The organism is Streptosporangium sp. NPDC000095, from assembly GCF_042899335.1.
Classification (GTDB): domain Bacteria; phylum Actinomycetota; class Actinomycetes; order Streptosporangiales; family Streptosporangiaceae; genus Streptosporangium.
This window is the reverse complement of the sequence record NZ_JBIAZS010000004.1, coordinates 437280-455836: the sequence shown is the minus strand read 5'-3', so window position 1 is coordinate 455836 and position 18557 is coordinate 437280. Positions and strand designations below refer to the sequence as shown.

The 18557-nt window shown below is 70.5% G+C and carries 17 protein-coding genes; 6 read left to right on the top strand and 11 right to left on the bottom strand.

Annotation, left to right across the window (positions count from 1 at the left end; all coding sequences use genetic code 11):
* Positions 1-20 precede the first annotated feature (20 nt).
* A complete protein-coding gene (gene tnpA / locus ACFY3V_RS12855; RefSeq protein WP_389772832.1) occupies positions 21-449 on the top strand; it encodes an IS200/IS605 family transposase in 429 nt (142 codons plus the stop codon).
* Positions 450-499: 50 nt separating this feature from the next.
* Here tnpA and ACFY3V_RS12850 read toward each other — a convergent pair whose 3' ends face one another.
* The 3 genes from ACFY3V_RS12850 to ACFY3V_RS12840 all read right to left on the bottom strand — a co-directional run bounded on the left by ACFY3V_RS12850 (position 500) and on the right by ACFY3V_RS12840 (position 3366).
* Positions 500-895 (bottom strand): VOC family protein, encoded by a 396-nt coding sequence (locus ACFY3V_RS12850; RefSeq protein ID WP_389772829.1) that lies wholly within the window; start codon positions 893-895, stop codon positions 500-502.
* A gap of 225 nt (positions 896-1120) precedes the next feature.
* On the bottom strand, positions 1121-2284 hold the full coding sequence (locus tag ACFY3V_RS12845) for a cytochrome P450 (protein WP_389772825.1): 1164 nt from the start codon (positions 2282-2284) through the stop codon (positions 1121-1123).
* A gap of 290 nt (positions 2285-2574) precedes the next feature.
* Positions 2575-3366 carry a carboxypeptidase-like regulatory domain-containing protein gene (locus ACFY3V_RS12840; RefSeq protein ID WP_389772823.1) on the bottom strand — a complete coding sequence of 264 codons (792 nt, stop codon included), beginning with the start codon at positions 3364-3366 and terminating at the stop codon, positions 2575-2577.
* 211 nt (positions 3367-3577) lie between these two features.
* Between ACFY3V_RS12840 and ACFY3V_RS12835 the strand changes: the two genes are divergently transcribed.
* Positions 3578-4405, top strand: coding sequence for a metal-dependent hydrolase (locus ACFY3V_RS12835; protein WP_389772821.1), 828 nt, complete (start codon positions 3578-3580; stop codon positions 4403-4405).
* Positions 4406-4689: 284 nt separating this feature from the next.
* Here the strand turns inward: ACFY3V_RS12835 and ACFY3V_RS12830 are convergent, their stop codons facing one another.
* Positions 4690-5259 carry a TetR/AcrR family transcriptional regulator gene (locus tag ACFY3V_RS12830; RefSeq protein WP_350944141.1) on the bottom strand — a complete coding sequence of 190 codons (570 nt, stop codon included), beginning with the start codon at positions 5257-5259 and terminating at the stop codon, positions 4690-4692.
* A 104-nt stretch (positions 5260-5363) separates the two neighbouring features.
* Here ACFY3V_RS12830 and ACFY3V_RS12825 point away from each other — a divergent pair, with 104 nt between their 5' ends.
* A complete protein-coding gene (locus ACFY3V_RS12825; protein WP_362900579.1) occupies positions 5364-6290 on the top strand; it encodes an NmrA/HSCARG family protein in 927 nt (308 codons plus the stop codon).
* A gap of 122 nt (positions 6291-6412) precedes the next feature.
* On the opposite strand, the gene ACFY3V_RS12820 is transcribed toward ACFY3V_RS12825, so the two are convergent.
* The 4 genes from ACFY3V_RS12820 to ACFY3V_RS12805 form a co-directional block, all read right to left on the bottom strand.
* A complete protein-coding gene (locus ACFY3V_RS12820; protein WP_389772817.1) occupies positions 6413-9880 on the bottom strand; it encodes a chromosome partitioning protein ParA in 3468 nt (1155 codons plus the stop codon).
* A 154-nt stretch (positions 9881-10034) separates the two neighbouring features.
* On the bottom strand, positions 10035-11348 hold the full coding sequence (locus ACFY3V_RS12815) for a hypothetical protein (RefSeq protein WP_389772814.1): 1314 nt from the start codon (positions 11346-11348) through the stop codon (positions 10035-10037).
* The gene (locus ACFY3V_RS12810) at positions 11338-12555 is read right to left on the bottom strand and encodes a hypothetical protein (protein WP_362900585.1); all 1218 of its coding nucleotides are present in this window, start codon (positions 12553-12555) and stop codon (positions 11338-11340) included. The genes ACFY3V_RS12815 and ACFY3V_RS12810 overlap by 11 nt, the downstream gene beginning before the upstream one ends.
* Positions 12556-12723: 168 nt before the next feature.
* A complete protein-coding gene (locus ACFY3V_RS12805) occupies positions 12724-13086 on the bottom strand; it encodes a nuclear transport factor 2 family protein (protein ID WP_389772811.1) in 363 nt (120 codons plus the stop codon).
* A 210-nt stretch (positions 13087-13296) separates the two neighbouring features.
* Between ACFY3V_RS12805 and ACFY3V_RS12800 the strand changes: the two genes are divergently transcribed.
* From ACFY3V_RS12800 to ACFY3V_RS12790, 3 genes are all read left to right on the top strand, one after another.
* Positions 13297-14151 (top strand): helix-turn-helix transcriptional regulator, encoded by an 855-nt coding sequence (locus ACFY3V_RS12800; protein WP_362900597.1) that lies wholly within the window; start codon positions 13297-13299, stop codon positions 14149-14151.
* 157 nt (positions 14152-14308) lie between these two features.
* The gene (locus tag ACFY3V_RS12795) at positions 14309-14692 is read left to right on the top strand and encodes a hypothetical protein (protein WP_362900599.1); all 384 of its coding nucleotides are present in this window, start codon (positions 14309-14311) and stop codon (positions 14690-14692) included.
* 417 nt (positions 14693-15109) lie between these two features.
* The gene (locus ACFY3V_RS12790) at positions 15110-15796 is read left to right on the top strand and encodes a response regulator transcription factor (RefSeq protein ID WP_362900601.1); all 687 of its coding nucleotides are present in this window, start codon (positions 15110-15112) and stop codon (positions 15794-15796) included.
* Positions 15797-15990: 194 nt separating this feature from the next.
* On the opposite strand, the gene ACFY3V_RS12785 is transcribed toward ACFY3V_RS12790, so the two are convergent.
* The 3 genes from ACFY3V_RS12785 to ACFY3V_RS12775 form a co-directional block, all read right to left on the bottom strand.
* On the bottom strand, positions 15991-16500 hold the full coding sequence (locus ACFY3V_RS12785) for a hypothetical protein (RefSeq protein ID WP_362900603.1): 510 nt from the start codon (positions 16498-16500) through the stop codon (positions 15991-15993).
* A gap of 58 nt (positions 16501-16558) precedes the next feature.
* Positions 16559-16915, bottom strand: a complete 357-nt coding sequence (locus ACFY3V_RS12780) for a hypothetical protein (RefSeq protein WP_362900605.1) — start codon at positions 16913-16915, stop codon at positions 16559-16561.
* 905 nt (positions 16916-17820) lie between these two features.
* Positions 17821-18369, bottom strand: a complete 549-nt coding sequence (locus ACFY3V_RS12775) for a hypothetical protein (protein ID WP_362900607.1) — start codon at positions 18367-18369, stop codon at positions 17821-17823.
* Positions 18370-18557: the final 188 nt, after the last annotated feature.

The following is an 18557-nucleotide window of genomic DNA, read 5'->3' as shown; positions in this document are numbered from 1 at the left end:
ATGATCGTAGCGTTTGGTTTATGTCACCGCGATGGGAACCGAATCCCGATGTCCGCACCGGACGCCATGTCGTCTACAGCCTTCACGTTCATTTGGTGTTTGTCACAAAATACCGGCGTGGGGTGTTCACCGACGCGATGCTGACCCGCTGCGAGGAGATCATGCGGGAGGTGTGCACGGACTTCGAGGCCGAACTCCGCGAGTTCAACGGCGAACAAGACCATGTCCACCTGCTCATCCACTACCCACCCAAAGTGGCCCTCTCGAAACTGGTCAACAGCCTCAAAGGCGTCTCGGCGCGCCTGCTCCGCAAGGAATACACCTCCCACGTCCGCCAATATCTGTGGGGCGGGCATTTCTGGTCCGGCTCCTACTTCGCCGGATCGGTGGGTGGAGCACCGCTGACGGTCCTGCGCCAGTACATCGAGCAGCAGCAACGACCACTTTGAGCAAGGCAGACGCCGGTTCGCCTGGCGGCGAATCGGCTATTCCTGCCCCGCTACGCGGGACGGCCGGCTTCACCCCCGGCCTGAAGGCCGGAGCACTGCCGACGAACTTGGTAGAGACAGAACGGGTGCCCGGCGGGATCGAGAAGGACTCGGACGTCGTCCTGCGGCTGGTGGGCGGCGAGTGTCGCGCCCTCTCCGAGCGCGTGGGCCACCGCGTCGTGAAGGTCGCCGACCTCCAGGTCGAGGTGCATCATCATCTGCTGCGAGCCGTCGGCGGACGGCCAGACCGGGCGTACGTAGTCGGTGGAGGTTTGGAACGCCAGATACGCTCCCTCGTCGGCCGGTGCGACCGTGACCCAGTCGACTTCGTCCTTGGTGATCCTCCAGTCGAGAAGGCGCGCGTAGAACCGCGCGAGCGCCTGGGCGTCGGGTGCGTCGAGCACCACGCCCCATCTGTGAGCAATCGATCGTCCACGCATGGCCGCGTGCTGCCCGGAAAGACTTTCGGATAACCCCTGACGACAGAGGGCGCGAGCGGCGGGTCCTCATGCCACCCGTACGGGTGGCATGAGGACCGGCAACTTCGCCGAGCGCGGGCGGCGGGTGTCCGTGCCGCCCGAACCCGTGCCGCCCGGCGGGTCAGCCGTCACCGGCGCCCCCGGGACGGTGGATCACCAGGCGACGGGGAACGCCGACAGGCCGTACACGACGTTGAACGAACGAAACTCCGGCTCGCCCGCCTCGCGCAGCCCGGGGAAACGGTCGAACAGGGCGGAGAACGCGATGCGCATCTCCATCCGGGCCAGCGGAGCCCCGATGCAGTGGTGCGCGCCGTAACCGAACGCGACGTGGGCCAGGTCGGGCCGTTCGATGTCGAGCCGCTCCGGGTCCTCGGTCAGCGCCGGGTCGCGGTTGGCGGCGGGCAGGGAGACCACCACGACGTCGCCCTTCGCGATCGGCACGCCGCCGATCTCGGTGTCGGCCATGGCCACCTTGGTGGCGCCCTGGTGGACGATCGTCAGCCAGCGCAGCAGCTCCTCGACCAGGCCGCCAGCCCTGCCGGGGTCCTCGCGGAACAGGTCGAGCTGGTCGGGGTGTCGCAGCAACGCCAGCGTGCCCAGGCCGATCATGTTGGCCGTCGTCTCGTGCCCGGCGACCAGCAACAACCCGCCGATGCCGACCAGTTCGTCGGTCGTGAGGTCATCGCCGTGCTCGCGGACCAGCATGCCGATCAGGTCCTCACCCGGTTCGGCCCGCGCCCGCCCGACCAGCCCGGTCATGTAGGCGACCAACTCCATCTGAGCCCTTCCGCGCTCCTCGGGCGAGCGGTTGAAGTCGAGGACCGCGACGCTGCCGGCCTGGAAGGAGTCTCGGTCCTCGTAGGGCACCCCGAGCAGTTCGCAGATGACCAGCGCGGGAATCGGGGTGGCGAACTGGGAGACGAGATCGGCCGGCGCGCCGGTACGCTCCATCGCGTCCAGGTGGTCGGCGACGATCTCGCGGACCCTGGGCTCCAGCCGACGGATACGGCGCATGGTGAACTCGGGGGTCAGCATGCGGCGTAACCGGGTGTGGTCGGGCGGATCCATCATCAGCAGCGCGCCCGCGCGGATACGTTTGGCCTGCTCCTCACTCATCGGCGGCAGGTTGATGCCGCTGGCGTAGCTGAACAGCTCGGCGTTCCTGAGCACGTCGCGCACGTCGTCGTAACGGGTGACCAGCCAGGCCTCCTGGCCGTAGGGCGTGGGAACACGCCGCAGGCCGGGTTCCTCGCGGGCGGTGGCGAGTTCGGGATCGGGGTGAAACTCCCGGCGGCGCATGTGAAGGGGCAGCATGTCGGCTCCTGAGGGGGATCGGTTACCCCCACAAGATCTCGTCAATGGAACGAGCGTGCAATCCCAGTCGAACCGGCACTCGATGGTGTCCTTCGCGGTCGTTGGAGAGAGGCGAGGGCACCCGCCGCCGGAGTGCGGCGCTCACCGCTGAGGAGGGCTTCCACGGTGAGGGCGGACAGCCGGCCCGCCTCGGCGAGCGCGTTGAGCCGGGCCGCCCTCGGCGTCCTCCAGCGCGACCTTCGCCCTTCGGACTCCCGTCGGCCATGCGCCCGGGCGCCTTGGACGCCTCGTCAAGGCTTGAGATCGAGCTGAATCTGGTAGACGGTGCTCAGGAGGCGCTCGAAGTCGGCGACGACGGACTCGCCGTACTCGCCGGTGTCGCGAATCCGGATCTTCAGAGGGTGCCCGAGATGCTCGGCGGTGATCCGGTAGCGGCCGATGGGCACGTCCAGCAGCCCCCAGCCGTCGCCGCCGCGCTCGGCTCGGCGGGTGATGACCTCGCCGGCCGAGCCGTCGATCAACGGCCCCTGCGGAGTCAGGGTGAGCGTGACGTCCTCGTCCTGCAGGAAGGTCTGCGGGTTCTGCGGGTTGTAGAACTCCAGGTAGAAGAGGACCATGCCGCCGTAGGAACCCAGCCCGTCGGATCGCTCACCGGTGAGCCGCCAGGTGAAGTCGCGGATCGCACCGTCCGCACCGGCGAAGGAGGCGTCGTCGTGGGGGGTCAGGTCCATCGTGTAGGCGCGGCCCTCGAAGCGGCGGGTCACGGTGCCGGTCACCCGGAAGGTGGCCGCGGCGACGTCGCTGCTCACCCGGTAGCGGCCGTCCTTGTCGGTCGTCACGACCAGGTTGCTGTTGTACAGCAGCTGGTTGTCGGCGACGATCTCCGCGCCCGGGACGGGCCTGCCCGCCGCGTCGACGACCCGCCCCTTGAGCACTCCGGCCTCGACCTGCTCCGCCCCGGCCTGCCGCTCAGCGGTGGTCTCTCGCCCGGCATCCGCCGTACCCGTCATCCGCTCCTCGCCTTCGAACGCGCAGCCACTCAGGGCCGCGATGAGAACACCCACGACAACCACTTCTCGCACGCCGGTGACCCTAGGCGCACGATCTTGTAATTCACTTGGAAGTGACGGTCGGGCGGATCGTCCGCGCGCTGCCCGCCTCGGTGGTGCCGCCGCCGCGAAGACCGCCTGATGCTCGGAGTCCGGATCGAGGGGACCGCGAGGCCCTATCGTGTCCGGCGCGGTCCTCACGAATCGGGGGACGACACGGAACGATTGGAGTCACGGATCAGTCATGGACACCCAGGTCACCTATCCGCACGGCGACGTGCACGGGGTTTCGAGAGTGGTCTCGGCCACACCGCTGGACGGCGGCTACGGGGTGGTGACGGCGGAGACTCCGTTCCATCCCCTGGACCACACCTGGCCTGACCAGCCCGCCGACCGGGGGACCGTGAACGGGCTGCCGGTCCTCGACTGCGTGACCGGTGCGTCGGACGGCGAGCGGCTCTATCTGGGGGAGGAGATCCCGGTGCGACGCGGCGCCGAGGGGTGGGACTGGCTCGTGGTGCACGTGCTGGAGCAACCGGTCACCGGGGACGCCGGACCGGTCGTGCTGGCCGTCGACGAGGCGTACCGCTCGGCGCTCTCCGCCGGGCACACCGCGTGCCACCTCACCGCCCTGGCCCTCAACGCGGCACTGGCCGACCGGTGGCGCAAAGAGGTGAAGCCCGACTCGCTCGGCCGTCCCGACTTCGACCAGGCTGCGATCACCACGTCGCGGATCGTGGAACACGGCAGCAGCGACGTCTACCGCCTGGGCAAGTCCCTGCGGAGGAAGGGGTTCGAGGCGGGGGACCTCGACCTCGGCGACCTCACCCGGCGGATCGACGAGCAGCTCATGGAGTGGATCGCGGCCGACGCGCCGGTCACGGTCGACAGCCCGTCTCCGTCCCTGTCGGGGCGGCGGACGTGGCGTTGCTCGCTGCCCGAGGGCGAGGCGAGCATCCCCTGCGGTGGGACGCACGTCTCCCGAACCTCCGAACTGGGCTCCGTGCGTGTCTCCCTCTCCCTCCAGGACGCGGAGCTCACGATGCGCAGCATCGTGAGCCCTCCCTCGTAACAGCTGAAGGACGCAGAAGGGCGCTGAATCGCCCCGAAACGGCACTGTCCGGGTCGGTGAGCAGCGCTCGAACGCGCTCACCGGTCCGCCGCCCTTGAACGGATCGGTCCTCCCCGCACCCCGCGGTGCTCAGCCGCTACCGGGGCGAGCCGGTCGTCTGGAGGCACCTGGCGTCACGCGTCCGGCGGCTGTGAGGGCTCCGTGATGCGAAGGGTGGACGGGAACGCCGCGGTGGCGGGGGATGGGGGTGACCACGCGCCGGCGTTCACTCCGGAGCGTGGCGCTCACCGCCGAGGAGGGCTCACCCCCGCCACGGTGAGGGCGAACAGCCGGTCCGCCTCGGTGGCGGGGTCCGGGTGGTGCTCCGTGGCCAGGGCGATGCCGGTGATCAGGTTGAGCAGGTCGGTGATGGTCACGCCCGGTGCGAGGGCGCCGTCGTCCGCGGCGCGGCGCGCCAGGGGGGCGCCCGCCTCGGTGAGTTGCGCCGAGCAGCAGTTCTCGGGAGCCACGTCGGGGCCGGCCGCCCGTTCGCGGGTCAGTGCGATGGCCAGCCCTCGGATGGTCGCGGCGTCCGCGGTGACGGCGCGCAGCCACTCCAGAAGTGCGGCCCGGGTGTCGGTTCTCTCGGTCAACGCGCGGGCACGGGCGCACAGGGCCTCGACCCGCTCGCGGAAGACCGCCTGCAGCAGTGCGTGGCGGCTGGGGAAGTGGCGGCGCACGGTGGCGGATCCGACCCCCGCGGTGCGGGCGATCTCCTCCAGGGACGCGTCGGCGCCGTACGTGGCGACCGCCTCCTCGGCCACGGCGAGCAGGCGCGCGTAGTTGCGCCGGGCGTCCGCCCGCTTGACGGGCATGGTCTCACCTCAACATTTGCTAAGTGGCGGGGCCCGCCGTATCTTACTCGAATATAAACGGCGGGGTCCGCCGTTTAATCGGCGATCACCCGAGGAGAGGCCTCATGCCCACCAATCCCGCACCCGTCCTGGTCACCGGCGCCACCGGACGGCAGGGGGGCGCCACCACCCGCGCCCTGCTCGCCAACGGCGTTCCCGTCCGGGCGCTGGTCCGCGACCCCACGACCGACCGGGCACGGGCGGTCGAGGCGCTCGGCGCCGAACTGGTCACCGGCGACCTCGACGACCGAGACTCCCTGGTGAGAGCCGCGCGAGGAGCCCGGGCCGTCTTCTCGATGCAGATGCCCGCGCTGAAGGGAGACGCCTTCGACTTCGAGGGCGAGCTGACCCAGGCCGTCAACCTGGTCGAGGGAGCGCTGGCCGCGGACGTGCCGCAGTTCGTGCACACCTCCGTGACCGGCGCGGGGCAGCACGTGGAGACCCCCGGCTGGGCCGAGGGCCGCTGGGCGATGCTTGAGCCCGGCTTCGCCGCCAAGTCCGGCGCACAGGACCGGGTGCGTGAGGCGGGCTTCACGCACTGGACGATCATCAAACCGGGCTTCTTCATGGAGAACTTCCTCCCGTCCCTGGCGTACCTGTTCCCGCGCGGCATCGGGGGCGGCCTCGCGACCGTGCTGAAGCCCGGCACCCGGCTCTCCCTCGTCGCGGCCGCCGACGTCGGCACGACCGCCGCCGCGGCCATCGCCGAGCCGGAACGCTTCCACAAGGTCGAACTGGAGCTGGCCGGCGACTATCTGACGATGGCCGAGGTCGCCGCCGTTCTCTCCCGCACCCTGGGAACCGAGGTGACCGCGCCCGACATGACCATGGAGGAGGCGGTCGCAGCCGGAATGCCGTGGGCGGGCGTCTCCTCCCACGAGTTCCTCAACACGGTCGAGCAGCCCGCCCGTCCGGAGTACGCGCGGGCCTTCGGCATCCCGCTCACGACCTTCGAGGAATGGGCGTACGAGCACATGCGGCTCGCCGCCTGACACCACCTGACGCCGAGCGGGGACGGTCGCCCCGACCGTCCCCGCTCGGCGGCCCCGGCCTCCGGCGGGTGGTCCTCGGTCGCGGCGCGCGTCCGCGCCGCGACCGCGGGACGCTCACCTGCTCACCTGCTCACCGCGGAGGCCAGGGCGCGCACCCGTTCGGCGTGCAGGTCGTGGCCGATGACGACCGGCGGCTCGTTGTACGGCATGGCGTCGGAGGAGCGGCGCAGTTTGACGTACTGTCCGCAGGCGTCGACGGCGTAGGGCTCCATGTCGTCCTGCAGCGCGCCGATCACCGTGATCCCGTACGTCTCGCCGATCCTGCGGAACAGCGCCACCGCCTCCCTGCGGTGCTCCTTGCCGAGGTTGCGGCCCAGCTCGTCGAGGACCAGGCACAGGTGCCCGCCCCCTGAGGACGCGATCGCCGCCGCGCAGACCAGCTTCACCGCCTTCTCATCCATCAGCGCGGTGTTGGCCCGCCGGTTGTACGGCACGAAGCCCTGCCCCTCGCCCCTGCGCCACTTGGGCGTCACCCGCCACGCCCAGCGCTGCTCGGGGTCGGCGGGCGCGGGCGGCACGGGAAACTCCAGCGTCGCGCCGTAACCACCGTAGGAGGTGTCGAGTTTGTCGAACTCCTCGGCCACCCGGGTCAGCCGCGCCTTGATCGCGGCGGTCAGCGCGGCCCGGTGCACGGCGGTGGACTGGGCGGCCTCCTCGGCACCCCTGGCCGCGGCCGTCAGGTCGCGCTGCCGGGTGACGATCTGCGTCTCGATCTGGCGGCGCCGATGCCGCTCGTACTCCTCCTGGCCGCGCAGGTAGGAGGCGAGCGTGGAGCACACGCCGGGGAACGTCGCCTGCTCGCGGGCGGTGCGCCCGGCACCGGGCGCGGTCCGTTCGCCGACCAGGAAGCGCAGTTCCTCGGGCATCTCCTCGTCCTCGCCGGGAAAGGCGGGGAAGGTGTCGCGCAGCGCCTCGTCCAGGTGGCGCTCGGCGGCCCGCCACCACTCCTCGGAGGTGAGCGGACGCTCCTGCTCCTCCAGGGCGCCCAGCCACTCGCGGGCTCCGTCGAGGGTGCCGCCCCAGTCGCCGGCCAGCGCGTCCAGCCCGAGCGCGTCGCGGTCGGCGGTGATCCTCGCCGCCTGTTCCGCGGCCTGGTCACGGTCGGACTCGTACCTGGCCCTACGCCCCTCCAGACGCTCGATCTCCATGCTTCTCGTACGGGCGCGGAAGTCCAGGGCGCTCGCCCGGCGCTCGGCCTCGTCGACCTTCGGCGCGATCGTGGCCAGCGCCTCGGACAGCTCGGTGAGCGCGCCCCTGCGCTCGGCGAGCCGCCGCTCGATGTCGGCCAGCTGCACGGACGCCTTCGCCCCCTCAAGCCTCCTGCCCGCCTCGGCCACGGCGTCCTCGGCGGCCCGCACGACCGCCGCCGCGCTCTCCTGCGCGTCGCGCGCCCGGTGCAGCCGCTGCTCGGCCGCCTTGATGCGGGCCTCCCTGCCGGTGACGGCCACCTCGAACGATCCCACCACGGTGACGCCCGCCGCGCTGACCAGCACGGACCCCGGCAGCGCGTCCAGCGCCCGAGCCGCCGCCTCCAGGTCGGCCGCGTCGACGACGACCGTGTGCTCGTGCGGCCATCCGCGGGCTCCCAGCGCGGGCCCCACCCGACCGCCCCGGCCCGGCGCGCCCTCCTCGTCGCGCGCCTGCTCGGCGACGTCGATCGCGTCGAGCAGGCCGGTCGCGCCGAGACCCGCAGCGGCGAGCGCGTTGAGCTGGGCCGCCGCCGGGCCACCTTCGGCGTCGTCCAGCGCGGCCTTCGCCCCCTCGGCCTCCCGGTCGGCCACGCCCAGCGCTTTCAGCGCCTCGTTCAGCCGCGTCCTCGCCTCGGTCAGCTCCGCACCGGCCGTCGTCACGTCGCGCCCGTCGGCCAGGCGGCGCTGCTCCTCAAGACCGGGGATCCAGCCGCGCAGCTCGTCGACCGAGTTCTCCGCCACCGCGCGGTCGGCGTCCAGCTTCGCCGCGCGTGCCTGCAGCGCGCTCAGCTCCCTGCGGGCCTCGGCCAGCCCACGCTCCAGCGTGTCGTCCTTGAGCGTGGCGATCTCGGCCCTGACCTCACCGATCGCCGCGGTGGCACGCGCGCCCGCCGCGTGGACCCGCTCCAGCTCGGCCGCGAGCGCCTCGTCCCGCTGCCCGGCGTCGGTGAGCCTGCGCGCCAGCCGCCCCCGCCAGCAGCGCAGCGCACCGGCCAGCCGGACGCGGGCACGGTCACGCCTGTCGAAGGTCTCCAGGAGCGTGTGGGACTCGGCCTCGAACTCCCGCAGCAGCTCCACGGCCCGCGTCGCCCGCACCCGCCTGGCGTGCTCGTCGCGGCGGGCCTCCCGCTCCTGGTCGAGCTCGGCGTCCAGGCCGGTCAACGCGGCGATCGCCTCGAAGACCCGCTCGGGGGAGATCTCGTTGAGCGGCTGGGAGAGCAGGTTGGTGGCGACCTTGCTGCGTACCGAGGTCGACAGGAACGACACGCACCTGACGCGGTCGCCGTACAGGAACCTGGTCAGATCACGCGCCACCACGTCGCGGCGTCCCGCCGAGCGGGGCAGCGTCGCCCACAGCGCGTCGGCCCGCGTCACCCGCTCCGCCTCCGAGGCCGCCACCGCCAGGTGCACCCCCTGGATCCAGCGGATCTCCAGGTGCGGGGCCTCCTGGTTGACCCGCAGCCACACGGTCACCGCGTCGTCCAGGGAGGCGTGGTCGGGGGAGTCGCCGTTCGGGTGGCCGATGCCCGGGGAGTCGCCGTTCGCGGGACCGGTGTCGTCCACGGGGTCGGCGCTTCCGGCAACGGTGTGGCCGGAGCCGGTGCGGACGGGACCGCTCCGCGAGGAGTCGTTGCGTCCGGTGTGCACGGAGTCGGCCGGTGCGAAAACGCCGACGATGTAGCCGTGGTCGGCACTGGCCCATGTGCGGCCACCCCCGCCCGCCGCGAGTTCGGCGTTGAACAGCAGCTCGGAGACCGCCTTCGCGCCCGAGGCGAACCGCCACTGCTCGTCTCCGAGCAGCGCGGTGATCATCGCGATGAACGACGACTTGCCCGCGCCGTTGGAGTCCTTCGGCCCCGCGCCCGCGACCACGATCAGCGTGCCGGGAACGGTCGGCACCGGATGGGTCGAGAGCCGCGAGATGTTGACCGGCTGCACGGCGATCAGCACCCGGTCGCCCACCACGTTCTCGCTCGGGGCGGTGGCGCGGGCCGGCTCCACGGGGACCAGGGTCGCCTGCGTCCCGCCCGTGTCCCCGGAGCCTCCGCTCTCCCCGCTCCGCCGGGCCTTTCCGCCGCCCTCCCCCTGGAAGACCGTGACCTCCCCGCTCAGGGTGCTCTTTGCCCGATTCCTCCTGCCGCTCTCCCCCCGGGAGTCCTTGACGTCCTCGCTCCGAGTGCCCTCCGCCCTGACCTTCTTGGCGCGGGTGGCTCCGGTGACCTCGCCCTGGGAGGTTGCAGCCTGGGCGTTTTCGGCCCCGGCCGTGTCGGCGCGGGTTTCCGCGCCCCCGGCTCGGCTTTCGCGCGAGCTCTTCGCGGCCTGGTTCCGCTGCTCGGTCAACCCCGTCGTTCCTTTCTTCCATCCGGCTTCCGGCGCCCGGAGCACCGGATCTCCGGACCCTTGTCCCGGCTTCGGCTCGTCATGAGAGAGGGCCACCTCACACCCACCAGGCGGTCGGCCCGGCGGGCCCCCGGCACTCCGTCATCGGGTCCGCTCACCGCCGGTTGGCCCGTACGGCCGCGGCCAGCGGGGTGTGCGGCCCCGCCGCGAGGATCAGCTCCTCCTGCAGGTGACGCCTGGCCTGCGGAGTGAGCCGGTGGAACTGCGGCCCCGGCACGTAACCCCCCGCCTCCTCGCCCGCCTTCACCTGGGTCACCAGACCCGCGTGGCGCAGGGTGCGCAGCGCGGCGTCCAGCTCGCCGATCGGCAACCTGGTGTGCCGCCGAAGCTCGTCAACCTGGGCGGGGAACGGCGAGAGCCAGCTGTCGGCGGGCAGCAGGCCGTCGGCCCGCGGGATCGCCACCGAGTGGATCAGCACGAGGACCAGAACCGCCCGCTCGGACTCACCCAGAGCCGAGCCCGAGCCTGCTCCCGTCCCCGTCCCCGTCCCCGTGAGCGTCTCGGGCGCGTAACCCGAGATCCACGCGTCGCGGTCGTGGATCAGGACCCGGCCGCGACGCTCCAGCATCTCGGCGAGCGTACGGCGCAGCACCGGGTCGCGCAGCGCGGGAAAACGGGCCTCGTGCACCGGTTCGGCCGCGTGCTCCACCGCCATGAACGCCGCCACGACCTCTGCCCTGCGCCGCTCGTCGAACGGACCGAGCAGATCCTCGTCGACCTCCTCGGGGATCGTGACAGCGGCTCCCGCCTCCGCGTCGTCAAGGGACTCCGCGACAGGAAGCACCTCCAGACCGCCGGGAACCTCCTCACCCGTGGGCAGGCGGCGCATCAGCTCCCGCAGTTGGGCGTGGGACGCCACGGGCCAGGAGGCGCACCGGGGGCCGAGCCGTACCAGCCCGTCGGCGACCTCCAGCCAGGCCGAGTCGTGCAGGCGGCGCAGCGCGCCGACCGCCCAGTTGCGCATGAGATCGTCGCCGCGCCCGATCAGCGCACGGTATGCCGACAGCACGTCGTCCACCCTGGCCGGGGTGCCCGGCCAGGGGTCGGAGGCGAGATCGGTCCAGCAGCATCGCAGGGCCGCGGCCAGCACCCGCCGGGTCTCCCCGGATCGTTCCACCGCGACCGGCGCGACCTGGTATTCCTCCAGGAGCGACGGGGTCGCCCCGTCGGGCCAGACCGGCAGCGCGAGCCCCGTGCCGTCGCCGCGCCCCAGCCGCGCCATCCCGGCGGGAGCCGCCTCCCCCGCCGCGAGTGTGAGAGGTCCGCCCGCCCTGGCACGGACATGTGCCATCCCGGACGGCTCGGCGTCGGCCGATCCCGCCGCCCGCTCGTGCGCCACCCCGGTGACGACCACCCGGTCGTGCGCGGGAGACGTCGTGGACGACGTGTGTCGCGGATCAGTCGGCACCGCCGGTCCTTTCGAGATGGCCGTGGGAGAGCCAGGCGGGCTCGCCGCCGGGGGCGGCGGTGAGGCCGTCGGACCAGCGCAGGCGGTACGGGGAGTCGGGACGCAGGTCGGCCGAGACGAGGTCGGCGAGCAGCCTGCGAGCGGAGACCCACTCGCCGTCGGCGGTGAGCAGCTCCTCCAGGCGGGCGGCGGAGCGCCCGGCGAGCGCGGCCTCGGCCACCGCGGCCAGGCGGTCGAGGCCGCCTGTGCCGGGGTCGTGGGTGTCGGCGGTGCCGGGGTCGGGCAGGGCCGAACGCGGGGGAGTGGGCTGGGCGGGTGCCGGGCGAGGGCTCTCGTCCACCGCCCTGACGATCGCCGCCGGGTCGTGCCAGGGGGCGGGGGCGTCGAAGACGAAGCCGTCGAGCACGGAGGCCAGACGCTCCTTGCTCGCGGTCTGCGCGAAGGTGCGCCAGGTCTCCGCGGGAAGCAGCGTGAGGTTTCTCGTCGTGCCCGCCGAGTCGGCCAGGCGCCCGGCGGCGCGGCGCGAGGCGTCGCTGTAGGAGTAGATCGCGGCGCGCAGCTCGGTGCAGGTGCGGTCGAGGTCGGGCCAGCGGGTGAGGATGGTGCCGTGCAGGCTCTGCGCCCGCCTGGCGATCTCCTCGGTGCCCCACAGCTTGGGCGCCTGCTCGCGCAGCTCCTCGATGGTGCCGCCGGTCAGCGTGATCAGCTCCAGCGCCCACAGCCGGAAGGCGCGCGACAGGTTCTGCGCGCTGGCGCGAGCCTCCTCCATCGTCGTGCGAGGGTCGGCCACGTTGAGGTCTTCGAGGGCGAGCAGGCGGTGCATCTCCGACTGGCCGCCGTCGTCCATCATCCGGCGGATGAACATCAGCCCCACCACGCTGGTGAACGACGCGCGGTAGCGAAGCTGGTTGGGCTTGGGGAACACCTCCCGGATCGCGCCGAGGCCGCGCAGGACCCTGAGCCGGTTCTCGAACCGGTCGAGCGGGTAGGCCCGGCAGACGTGGCGCATCTGCTCGTGGGTCAGCCACTCCTCGCCCGCCTCGGCGAACGCCGCGAACAGCGTCTCGGCGATGTCGACCAGCGCGGGATCGTCCACCACCGCGCCGCTGTCGCGGGCGAGCGCCGCGAACATGCGGCGGTAGGTCGAGAGCACGGCCTCCTCGGTGAGGGCCGAGTCGAGCGTGATCTCGTGGTTCGTCTCTGGCACGCGCCCTACCGTAAGGCTTGTGCCCGACAATCCTGACCCGGACCGCGGAGAAGCGCTCCACGGAGAGACGCGGTCGAACCAAGGGTCCTGGGCCATGAAGGCCCGGAGTCGGGGGGCGAACCTCGCCGGAGACCATCCGGCCGGCCGTCGGACAACGTGTCGGCTATGTCAATCGGTCGTGCCGGCGTGCACGGCGATGATTCGCCAGCCGTGCGTCTCGCTGTAGAGCCAAGTACGGGTGTAGCGCATCCTGGCCGCGAACGGCGTACCGGAGACGGTCCCTTCGACGGTGCCGAGAAACCACGTCACCCCGGTGTGTCCATCGGCGAGAACGGTCAACTCCTCCTCGGCCACCCTCGTCATCACCTGCGTCCGAGTGCGGTGCAGCTCCAGGTCGTCCGCCTTGGTCGCAACGTTCGCACCGAAGGTAAAGATCAGCCGATCGTCCAGCAGCCGATCCAGCGCCTCGACATCTCCAGCGAGCTGCGCGGCCTGGAGCCGGCGCTCGGCGTCCCGCAAGTCCTCCATCATGAGGGCCACCCTTCCAGCCGGCGCCATATCCGCGCCAGGACGTTCACGCTCGGCTGATCTTGGCAGTCCGATCCGGGGACTCCGGTCGTCGGTGACGGATGTCGGGTTTTGATGGGAGCGTGCTCGCAACTATTTGCAACATTTGAGACAGGTCGCAACATCCGCCGTACTGTCGGAGCACCAACCCTTCGCGGTGACAAGGTGATGGAGATGGCGACCTCCACAGCACGCATCGACGAGGCCAAAGGCATTCTCGCCGCCAGGCTCAGGGCGCTCCGCGCCGACGCCGGGCTGACGGGGCGAGCGCTGGCGGCGAAGACCGGCCTGGACCACACCAAGATCTCCAAGATCGAGAACGCGGTCCAGATGCCCAACCAGGCGGACATCCGCACCTGGTGTGAGGCCTGTGACGCGGACGAGCAGGTGGTCGACCTCATCGCGGCCGCCCAGAACATCGACGCGATGTACACCGAGTGGCGCCGCCTGGAGGAGAGCGGCCTCGGCCACGTCCAGCGCTCGTTCCAGCCGTTGTACGACAAGACCCACCAGTTCCGCGTCTGGCAGCACTCGGCCGTCCCCGGCCTGCTCCAGACCGGCGACTACGCCCGCGGTCACCTGCGCGCCGTCATCGACTTCCGAGGCATCCCCGACGACATCGACGCCGCGGTCGCGGCGAGGCTGAAACAGCAGGAGATCCTGCGCAACGGGAGCAAGCGCTTCGCGTTCGTCGTCGGGGAACAGGCGCTCCGCATGCCACTGGTCGGCCCCGAGCAGATGGTCGCCCAACTCGACCGGCTGGCGGATCTGACCTCCGGCACCGCGAACGTGTCCTTCGGTATCGTCCCCGCGACGATCAGGCCGCCGCTCATGCCGCCGGAGAACTTCTGGATATACGACGCCAACCGCGTCCGCGTCGACACCGTGCCGGGTCAGATCCAGCACAAGGCGCCGGGCGACGTGGTCGTGTACGAGAAGGCGTTCCAGGCGCTGAGCGGCGCCGCGGTGTACGGGAAGGAGGCCCGCGCACTGCTGCGAACCGCGGCGAGTGCGTTCCGCGAGAGGTGAAGCGCCATCAGGAGCGGAGTTTCGTGAGAACGATGCCCCGCGAGACGCCCTTTTGAGCGGTGCGGTCTCGTGATGGGCGATTCTTCGCGAGGAGCGGACTCGCAACATCACGCAACATCGTTGAGGCGGGAGCCTCTGGATCTTTACTCTCGCCAGCGTGACCGTTGATCACAGAACCCCAGAAGACGTTGAGTGCCCCTCAGTCGAACTCCGGGCTCGTGAGCTGGCGGCCCTGCTGGCCAGATCCCACAACATCCCGGCGGACGTCCACCGCCTGCCGTCAGGAAAGGTCGTCATCTCCGTCTACTACGGCCTGGTCGCCCGCCTGGACGACGCGTGCCGTTTCTGGTGGATCGTCCCCGTCTCCGAGGAACGGGACAGGCCGCTGTGGACGAGTGCCGCCACTCCGGCCGCGGCGGCGGTCCGGATCGCCGACCACTACCGGGAACTGCGCACCCGCCCGCTGGCCCACCTGATCCACGGCGGTTACCTGCTGACCGACGTCCTGCTGGAACATCATGAGGCCGCGGCGCCGGTCTGACCGCGCACAGTGGGGTGCGCCGGTCTGACCGCGTCCATCGGGGGCGTCTCGGTCCGACCGCGTCCGGCGTGGCGGCGTTCCGGTAACGGACCGCAGTCGAAAGCCCTTCCCTGGAATCGGCGTCCGGCGTCCGGCGAACACGAAACCGACCGCTCCTGGGGAGGGGGTGCACCGCTTTTTGTCCCTGATTCTTACGGCCTTTTAGGTCGTTTCGTACGGGTAGCGCGTACTTTTTGAGAGCGCACTCGATGGCCGCCTACCCCTATTTTCCGCGCGCTGAAGTCTCCTACCTGCGCGAATCACGGTTCAACGCCCCCTGTTTCGTGTTTAACTCGGACTTGCGGTAGTCACCCGACTTCCTTGGGTAGTGTCCCCGGGCCGGGTGAGAGCGCGCGATGCAGCAAGGGGAGACGATTCATGATCAGTGTCCTGATCGCCGAGGACATGCATCTCGTCCGGGGAGCCATGGTCGCCCTGCTCTCCACGGAGAGTGACATCAAGGTCGTCGCCGAGGTCGGTCACGGTGACGAGGTGGTCCGCTCCTGCCTGCTGCACCGCCCGGACATCGCGCTCGTCGACATCGGTCTGCCGGGCACCGACGGCCTCACCGCGACGGCGGAGTTGCATCGCAGGCTTCCCGAGTGCGGGACGGTGATTCTGACCGGGCTCGCGACCCCGGCCGCGCTGTGCCGGGCGCTGGACGCCGGGGCGCGCGGCTTCGTCGTCAAGGACGCCCCCGCGGACCAGCTCGCCGACTGCGTACGCCGCGTGGCCGCCGGTGAGCGGGTCGTCGACCCCGAGCTGGCCGTCGCCGCACTCAACGCGAAGAGAAACCCGCTCACCGCACGCGAACTGGAGGTCCTGCAGGCCGCGGCCGAGGGGGCGCCGGTCGGGGAGATCGCCGACCGTCTCTGCCTGTCCGGCGGGACGGTACGCAACTACCTGGCCCGGATCCTCAACAAGGTCGACGCCCGCACGCGCGTCGAGGCGGTGCGGATCGCCAGGGAGGCGGGCTGGCTGTGGTTCGACGACCTGACGGAACTCGCCCTGATCCGCTGCCGGGACACGGGTGGTCCATCCGGCCGGGCGCATCAGGTTCGATGAGTCTCCGTCGGCCCGGCACCGCCGACCTACCGGGTCGTCGAATGCCGAAGGGCGCGAGGGACCGATCGTCTCGAATTCTCACCCGGGCCGGACATACCGCTTCGAGCCGGTGCGTGGCGGGTCCGAGGAAGCGCACGGTCATCCTCGGGGCCATCGCCGAAAGTGGCCGGAGCAGGACGTCTCCCGGTCCAGGCCTATTCCTCTCCGGCGCAGGTGCGCATACCGTACTTCAGCGCGAAAGCACTCAGGGCGACCTCGTTCGCATCGGGAGCCAGGGACAGTTCCACGACCTTCCTCGCCTCGCCCTCGTCACCCGCCCGTAGCGCCGCCTCCGCCCGATCCCGCAGTTCGCGCAGTCGTGCGGCCAGGGCCTCGGCGGGCTCCACGAACCCCTCGCGCAGTTGCTCGGCGTCGTCGGCGGGCGGTGGGACAGCGGCGATTCCGGTGGCGGTCACGGTGAGGGTCTCCGCGGCCAGCCGTAGCTCGGCCACCTCCCCGCGTAGGCCAGAGGGAGGTTCTTCGGTGTAGGCCGACGACTGGGCCGCCTCCGCGCACAGGGCGTCGGCGGCGGCGATGTAGCGGGCCTTCGCGTCAGCGTGTACGTCGCGGGCGGGTTCCGCCCGCGACGTACACGCCGTGACCGCGAGGATCGCCGCTCCCACGGTGGCGGTGACCACCAGGGAATTTCTCTTAAGCGACCTCATGCCAATCCAGGGAGAGGACCTCAGCACCTACCGTGCCGGGGCGGACGACTCTGGGAACTCAGCACCGGATCCGGCGCTCTTCCGCGCGGTTGTGCAGGGTGCTCGTCTTGCTTCCGTTCAGGGCGGAGAAGAGGTGAACCCTGGTCTGGTTACGGTAGAGCTGGCTGCCCCCCGAGCACTTCCAGGAAGCGGTCAGGCTCACGGTGAACGCGTCCCTGCCCTTCTTCACGCTCTTGGTGGCCTTGGTCCGCCAGTAGCCCATTCCCCGGTACTGCTGGAGAAGCACCTTGACCTCGGCCTTCCTGCTCCACTCGCCCTTGGCGCAGTGGACCTGCCGGCTCGTCTTGATGGAGCCACCGGACTTGTAGGGAGTGATCAGGCGGTGCCAGCCCTTGCACTTGTCGTGGTAGCCCATCCGGAGTGTCTTCTTGCCAGACCACCCGGGCGCGGTTGCGGCCCGAGTTTCCAAGACACCGGTCTTCCCCGCCGCTGCCGACGCCGGTGAAACCATTGCGAGCTGCGTACCCGTCAGTACGACCGCGAGTGCCATTCCGGCGGCAATTTTTCGCCCCATTGTTGGATCATTTCCTTTCCAGGAAGTTCGCTGCTTGCTGGATGTGAGGACGTGAAATGGCGGGGCCCGCGCCGATGTCGACACAGCCGTGCTGGTCGGATTCCATTGGTACCGTCGCCGACGAACGGGTGCAAACCGCGATACTTGTAAGAAGTTGTAAGATTTTTGTTCGAAGGCGAGAACGTGCAGGTCGGAGCTGGGATATTCGCTGAAGACAAAGTTCGAAGTCGTGACAGGTTCGTGCCTGCTTTACAGCCGGACACGGCGGCGACGTCGGGGCGCGATCGCCGTCTTGGCAGGCTCGGTGCCGCTGCTCCGGTCTGACACGGCGCCGGCGAACGGGCCGCGGGGTGGCTTACCGCCCGATGTGATCGCCGCTGTTCGAGTTGGGTGCCGCGATCGAGTCGCCTGACGGTCATGGCGATGAAATCGCCGACTCGGAGACCGTTGATCAACGAAGTGGAGCGTTTTTGTCGTGTTCGTTTTTTCGGCAGGTGAAATCACCGGCCCATAAAGGAGGGGCACCGCTCTCTCGGAGACGGCCCCTATCGCATGAGCCTTTCATGGAGTGGGGCGTCATACGACGGCTCGCACTCTTCGATTTCGTCGGAGCTTTTCTGATACGAGCCTGAAAATTCGCCGACACGCACGCTCAGGACACGAGGTGATCGGCCGGCCGGTCTTTCCCGGCAGGGTCGGCCATGCGAGGTGGGCGGAAGTGAAGGATCGCACACCGGAGGGGGAGCTCAGCCGGTGACGGAGATGGTCCAGGTCTTCTGGCAGCTGGAGCCGAACACACCGGTGTCACAGCCCTTGACGTTCCAGCGGTAGCCGCTGTTGGTACGGATGCGCGTGTAGGAGCGTCCCCGGATGCCGCCGATGAAGTCCTCCTGGGCGCCGTTCGGGTCGGCGGCACTGGTCCAGCGGACGAGGAACTTGTCGAAGGCGCGATCGGTCGTGCGCCAGTCGAAGTAGGCGTAGCCGTTGCTCGACCAGGCGGCCACCACCAGGTTGGGGCCGTTCTTGGGAGACCAGGCCATCTGGCCGCGGGCGAACGTCTGGCGGCGGCCCGCCCAGCCGACGTTGTTCTGGTAGATGTCGCGCTCTGTCGTGGTCGGGCAGCCGAGCTTGCCGTTCTCGCCGCCGAGCTGTGCCCAGCGGGCACCGATGAGACCGTACGGCTGGATGCTGCAGCCGCTTGCCTTGGTGGTCTCGGCGTGGGCGGGGAGGGCGACGGCCAGGGCTGCGGCCGAGACGAAGGCGGTGGTCACCGAGAGGATCGCGCGACGGTTCATGGTGGACTCCTGGAAGGTGAGACCCGCCGTTCTGCTCGCTGCGGGCGTCGTGCCTCCAGTGATACGGCGCCCCGCTTACCGGAGGCTTGAGCACCGCCTACGGAGACTTGCGAACCGCGATCACAAGACGTCCGGATCAAGCCGGATGATCCGCGATCGCGACGCGACCCACGCCTTCAGGCATGAAG

What these genes read in the sequence shown, in the direction of transcription:
- tnpA (WP_389772832.1), top strand. Translation starts at nt 21, where the DNA reads ATGTCACCGCGATGGGAACCGAATCCCGATGTCCGCACCGGACGCCAT.
- ACFY3V_RS12845 (WP_389772825.1), bottom strand. Translation starts at nt 2,284, where the DNA reads ATGCTGCCCCTTCACATGCGCCGCCGGGAGTTTCACCCCGATCCCGAA.
- ACFY3V_RS12835 (WP_389772821.1), top strand. Translation starts at nt 3,578, where the DNA reads ATGGACACCCAGGTCACCTATCCGCACGGCGACGTGCACGGGGTTTCG.
- ACFY3V_RS12830 (WP_350944141.1), bottom strand. Translation starts at nt 5,259, where the DNA reads ATGCCCGTCAAGCGGGCGGACGCCCGGCGCAACTACGCGCGCCTGCTC.
- ACFY3V_RS12825 (WP_362900579.1), top strand. Translation starts at nt 5,364, where the DNA reads ATGCCCACCAATCCCGCACCCGTCCTGGTCACCGGCGCCACCGGACGG.
- ACFY3V_RS12805 (WP_389772811.1), bottom strand. Translation starts at nt 13,086, where the DNA reads ATGATGGAGGACTTGCGGGACGCCGAGCGCCGGCTCCAGGCCGCGCAG.
- ACFY3V_RS12800 (WP_362900597.1), top strand. Translation starts at nt 13,297, where the DNA reads ATGGCGACCTCCACAGCACGCATCGACGAGGCCAAAGGCATTCTCGCC.
- ACFY3V_RS12790 (WP_362900601.1), top strand. Translation starts at nt 15,110, where the DNA reads ATGATCAGTGTCCTGATCGCCGAGGACATGCATCTCGTCCGGGGAGCC.
- ACFY3V_RS12785 (WP_362900603.1), bottom strand. Translation starts at nt 16,500, where the DNA reads ATGAGGTCGCTTAAGAGAAATTCCCTGGTGGTCACCGCCACCGTGGGA.
- ACFY3V_RS12780 (WP_362900605.1), bottom strand. Translation starts at nt 16,915, where the DNA reads ATGGGCTACCACGACAAGTGCAAGGGCTGGCACCGCCTGATCACTCCC.
- ACFY3V_RS12775 (WP_362900607.1), bottom strand. Translation starts at nt 18,369, where the DNA reads ATGAACCGTCGCGCGATCCTCTCGGTGACCACCGCCTTCGTCTCGGCC.